Below are 5,046 nucleotides of genomic sequence, written 5' to 3' on the forward strand. Positions count from 1 at the left end.
CACCGTGCCCCCCAGCGTGCCGTCCCACGCCGACCCGGCCGCGGAGCGCGCCGGACGGCTGTGGTCGGCGGAGGAGGTCCACGGTCCGGGCGCCCCCGCCGCGCAGTCCCCGTCCGCCACGCAGGCGCTCCCGGCGACGCCGCCCGCCCCGCCGCCCGCTCCGTCATCCGCTCCGTCCGGCGCCGCTCCGTCCGTCCCGCCCGTGTCCGGTGAGCGCCGGTCGCGGCTGAACGGGTCCGGCTCGGCCGCCCCCGCGAGCCCCGCCGCCGGTTCCGGCACCCGCGGGACGCGCGTCGCGGGCAACGGCTCCTCGTCCCTCGGCAAGTCCGCGCGGGGCAAGGGCTCGCGGGCCAAGCCGCGCGGCGAGAAACCCGCCGAGCCCGAGAAGGGCGCCGCGTCCGACCTGCCCGTCGACCTGTGGGCCGAGGGCGGCGACCCGACGCGGACCGCCGAGGACCCCCAGTTCCTCACCGGCGGCAAGGGCTCGTCCGCCGCCAAGCCCTCCGCCGCCGCCAAGCCCGCCTCCGGGACGTCCTCCTCCGCGAAGCCTCCGTCGGACAGGCCCTCCGCGGGCAAGCCGGAGGAAGGGAGCGGGTCGGGCAAGGGAAAAGGCGATTCGTCCCTGATGCACTACGACATCGACCGGTAGGCCCGGAGACCGTGGTGACCCGCGCCGCCGCCCGGGAGGCCGGCGGGACGGGCCCGAGGGGCGGTCTCGCGGGCACGGCGGGACGGCTGCTCACGAAGGCGGGACGGCTGCTCGCGAAGGCGGGCGGCGCCGTCACCGTCCAGTTCGTGACCGCGGGCGGGAGCCTGCTCGTCCAGGCGCTCGGCGCCCGCACCCTCGGCGCGTCCGGCTACGGCTCCTACGCGCTGTTCTTCGCCGTCCTCGTCATGATCACTTCGGTGCAGACGAGCTGGGTCGGCGACACCCTGACCGTCTTCGACCGGTTCGAGCCGCGCATCCGCGGCGCGCTGCTGCTGTCGGTCGCGGGGACCGTCGCCGCCGGAGCCGCCGTCGGCGCGGTCGTCGCCGTCGCGATGGGCCTCGCCGGCCCGGCCGGCATCGCGCTGTTCGCGCTGCTGGTGGCGCTCTGGCTGCTGAACGAGACCGGCCGGCGGATCTTCACGGCACGGATGGAGTTCTGGCGGCTCACCGCCAACGACGCCTGCTACCTCGCGACCACGCTCGCGGTGCTCGGCGCCGCGCTCGCGGCCGGGACCGGCGCCTCGGTCGAGCTGCTGCTCGGCGCGATGTGCGCGGGCTGCCTCGCCTCGATCGGGCTGGCCCGGCTGCGGCTGCCGGCCGAGGAGTACGCGCTCGCCCCGCTGCGCGGCACCGCGTTCCGCGAGATCGTCGGGTTCTCCTGGTGGCGGTCGATCCAGGCGGGCATCCGGCCGACCGCGCTGCTGCTCGCCCGCATCATGATCGCCGGGTTCGCGTCCACCGCCGCGCTCGCCGGGGTGGAGGCCGCGCGGCTGCTGCTCGCGCCCGCGCTCACCTTCGTCAACGGCGCCGGCTGGTTCCTGCTCGGCGACTTCGCCAAGGCCGAGCGCGCCGGACGGCCGATGCGCGCCCGGCAGGCCGTCCGGGCCTGCGGGCTGATGGCGGGGATCGCGCTGGTGATGAGCCTCGCCGGCATCCTGCTCGTGGACTGGCTCGGCCCGCTCGTGACCGGCGGCTCGTTCGAGGTCGACCGGGTCGCGCTCGCCGGCTGGGGGATCTACGCGGTCTGCTTCGCCTGCACGCTGCCGCTCGCCAGCCTCGCCACGGCCCGCAAGAAGTCCAGGACGGTCTTCGTCATCCGCGGCCTGGAGAGCCTCAGCGGCCTTCTCGTCCTGCTGGTGCTGCTCGTCGCCGACCCTGGGCACGCGGCCCTCGCGCCGTACTGCCTGGGCGCGGGCGGCCTCGTCTCGGCGGCGATGCTGTGGCGGATGCTGCGCAAGGGCGACCCGCCCCGCGGCGCCGCCACGGTGCCCGAGCGGTCCGAGGCGTCAGCGGACGAACTCGTCGGCTGACACCGGCGCGGCCGTGATCCCCGGCCGCGCCGCGGTGATGCCCCCGACGCGCTCGGTCCCTCCGGTGCCCCCGGCTCCGCCCGCCGGGGGAGCGGCGTCCGCGGTCTCGGTTCCGGCGGCGCGGCGGCGGCGTCCGACGAGCCAGGCGGCCGCGGTGGCGGCGACGAGGCCCACCAGCGTCCACGCCAGCGGGACGGCGCCGACCCCGAACATCTTGAGCGCGGACGCGACCAGCACGACCACCAGGACCCGCCGGATGAGCCCGCCCGGGGCGCGCGAGGAGATCCTCGAACCGAGGTAGACGCCCGGGACGGAGCCGACCAGCAGGGCCGCCGTCACCTCCATCCGGAAGTCGCCGAACAGCAGGTGCCCGAGCGCGGCGGCGAACACCAGCGGCACGGCCTGGAGCAGGTCGGTGCCGACGAGCTGGTTCGCCTTCAGGGCCGGGTAGAGGGCGAGCAGCGCGACGATGATCAGCGAGCCGGAGCCGACGGAGGTCATGCCGACGACGAGGCCGCCGACCAGGCCGACGAGGACGGTCGGCACCGGCCGGATCGTGATCTCGGGGGCGGACCCGCCGTCGCCGGCCGCTCCGGCCCGGCCCCGGGCGGCGAGCCAGCCGCGGACGACGAGGCCCGTCGCGGCGAGGAGCAGGGCGGCGCCCATGGCCTTCTGGATGACGTCCTCGACGCGGGCGCCGTCCCCGAGCGCGCGGGCGAGCAGGACGCCGGAGAACGCGGCGGGCACCGAGCCGAGGCACAGCCAGCCGACCAGCCGCATGTTGATCGTGCCCTGCCGGTAGTGGACGGCGCTGCCGACCGGCTTCATCACCGCGGCGGCCACCAGGTCGCTGGAGACGGCCGCGAGCGGGCTGACGCCGAAGAACGTGACGAGCATCGGCGTCATGAGGGCGCCGCCGCCCATCCCCGTCAGCCCCACGACGACGGCCACCAGGAACGAGCCGAGCGCCATCGTCCAATCGAAGTCCATCGGCATGACCTACCAGCTATATAGGGAACTCCCGTACATAGGGTATGGGACGCGACGTTGGGCCGAAAGATGGGCCTCAGGGGACGGAAGTGGTCACTCCGGGCGTACCCAGCCGCCCGCCACGAGGAGGTCGAGGACCCGGCCCACCGCCTCGTCCGGCGTCATCCGCGACGTGTCGAGCGTCAGGTCGGCGTCCTCCGGCCGCTCGTACGGGTCGGAGATGCCGGTGAACTCCGGGATCAGGCCCGCCCTCGCCTTGGCGTACAGGCCCTTGCGGTCCCGGCGCTCGCACTCCTCCAGCGGGGTCGCGACGTGCACCAGGATGAAGTCGCCGGCGGCCGACACCATGCGGCGCACCTCCGCCCGCGTCGCCGCGTACGGCGCGATCGGCGCGCAGATCGCCGCGCCCCCGTGCTTGGTGATCTCCGCGGCCACGAACCCGATCCGCCGGATGTTGAGGTCGCGGTCGGCCCGGGAGAACGTCAGGCCCGCCGACAGCAGCCGCCGGACGACGTCGCCGTCCAGCAGCGTCACGGTCCGGCCGCCGCGCTCGACCAGCGCGTCCGCGAGGCCGCGCGCGACCGTGGACTTGCCCGACCCCGACAGCCCGGTGAAGAACACCGTGATGCCCCGCGAGTGCTTGGGCGGCCGCGCCAGCGCGAGCTCGGCGGCGACGGCGGGCGGGGTGAACCAGTCGGGCACCGGGTCGCCGGCGTCCAGCAGCTCGCCGAGGCGCTCCGGGGTCAGCTCGGCCTGGACGTGGTCGGGCTCGATGCGCGCGACGGGCCGCCAGACCTCCACGTCGGCGTCGTACGCCCACGGCTCGGGGACCACGACGGGGATCGCGGTGCCCTCGGTCTCCCGCTCGGCGAGCAGGTGCGTCGCGCCGTAGGCGGCCGCGACCTGGGCGTGCAGCAGGACGTCGCGCTCCGGGTCGCCGCCGCGGGCCGGCAGCGGCACCGGGATGATCTCCGTGCCGTCGGGCAGCTCCTTGCGGACCCCGAGCAGCGCCCGGACGAGCGACTCGTCGTGCCGCCCGCCGAGCAGCGGCAGCACCAGGACGCGCGACCCGAGCCGCTCGGCGACCTGCCGGAGCTGGCCGAGGTGCTTGCGGTGCAGGGGCGAGCGGGTCGCGACGGCGAGCACCGGGCCGTCCGCGGGCGGCATCTCGGCGGGGCGCCGCCGCAGCTTGTGGAACGGTCCGTGCGCGGGCGAGCGGAGGGCCTCCAGGGGACCGGCGAGCCGCCACTCCTGCGTGGTCGGGTCCTGCCACGTCTCGGTGACCTCCAGGACCGCGAGCGGGACGCCCTCCGGGTCCTGGAGGACGAGCCGGTCGTGCGCCGTCAGCTCCTTGGGCACGGCGAGGGTGACCGGCACCGGCCAGGGCGTGCCGTCGGCGAGCCGGCCCCCTGCGATCACCATGGCGGTGTCGAACGAGCCGAGGAAGCCGGTCAGCGGCCGGAACACGCCGGCCAGGACCAGCTCCAGGTCGGCGAGCTCCACCGGGTCCGGGGTCCAGGTGGGCAGGTCGCGCAGCATGTCGGGAAGGCCGGCTTCGGCGGTCACCGCGGTCTCCGATCCTGCCCGGCGCGCGGCCGGGCTGGTCCAGGTCAGTGTTCGTTCATGGCCGGGGACGGTCCCACGCCCCTGTGGGTCCCCCGTGTCCATGTAAGGGTACTGACCGGCGCCCTCCGCCCCGATGGCCCGGATCGGCCGCCGACCCGGCGGGGATCAGATGACCCGGGCGAAGCGGTTCTCCGGTTTGCGGATGACGAGCGTGACCTCGCTGTGGTCGGCGGTGAGGCGGCCCCGGCTGAGCAGCGCCACGAGCCGGCACAGCGCGTCGGCGAGGCTCGTCCCGGCCCCGAGGGAGTCGAGGGCCTGCCGGGACGTGTACTCCTCGGCGATCACCAGCCCGCGCATCACGCAGTACCACTGCATGCCCTGCCGGGACGCCACCCGCTCGTAGATCGCGCGCGGCGGCGGGGCCGGCGCGGGCGGCCGGACCGGCGCGCTCTCGGCACCGCGCGCGAGGGC

Annotated in this window: 3 protein-coding genes and 2 pseudogenes; 2 read left to right on the top strand and 3 right to left on the bottom strand. The window is 76.0% G+C overall.

Features of this window, described 5'->3' with window-relative positions; translation table 11 throughout:
* Positions 1-649, top strand: a pseudogene (locus tag E1300_RS47595) (hypothetical protein); the annotation flags it as partial.
* 14 nt (positions 650-663) lie between these two features.
* On the top strand, positions 664-2,019 hold the full coding sequence (locus E1300_RS47600) for a lipopolysaccharide biosynthesis protein (protein WP_131763849.1): 1,356 nt from the start codon (positions 664-666) through the stop codon (positions 2,017-2,019).
* On the opposite strand, the gene E1300_RS47605 is transcribed toward E1300_RS47600, so the two are convergent.
* The 3 genes and pseudogenes from E1300_RS47605 to E1300_RS47615 all read right to left on the bottom strand — a co-directional run.
* Positions 1,996-3,009, bottom strand: coding sequence for a sulfite exporter TauE/SafE family protein (locus E1300_RS47605; protein WP_131763850.1), 1,014 nt, complete (start codon positions 3,007-3,009; stop codon positions 1,996-1,998). The two genes, E1300_RS47600 and E1300_RS47605, sit on opposite strands and share 24 nt — an antisense overlap.
* Before the next feature lie 93 nt (positions 3,010-3,102).
* Complete coding sequence (gene cysC, locus E1300_RS47610) at positions 3,103-4,575, bottom strand: adenylyl-sulfate kinase (protein WP_207400415.1); 1,473 nt, start codon at positions 4,573-4,575, stop codon at positions 3,103-3,105.
* A gap of 165 nt (positions 4,576-4,740) precedes the next feature.
* Positions 4,741-5,046 (bottom strand): annotated as a pseudogene (locus E1300_RS47615) (hypothetical protein); the annotation flags it as partial.

The sequence above is a fragment of the Actinomadura fibrosa genome (genome assembly GCF_900659615.1).
Taxonomy (GTDB): Bacteria; Actinomycetota; Actinomycetes; order Streptosporangiales; family Streptosporangiaceae; genus Spirillospora; species Spirillospora fibrosa.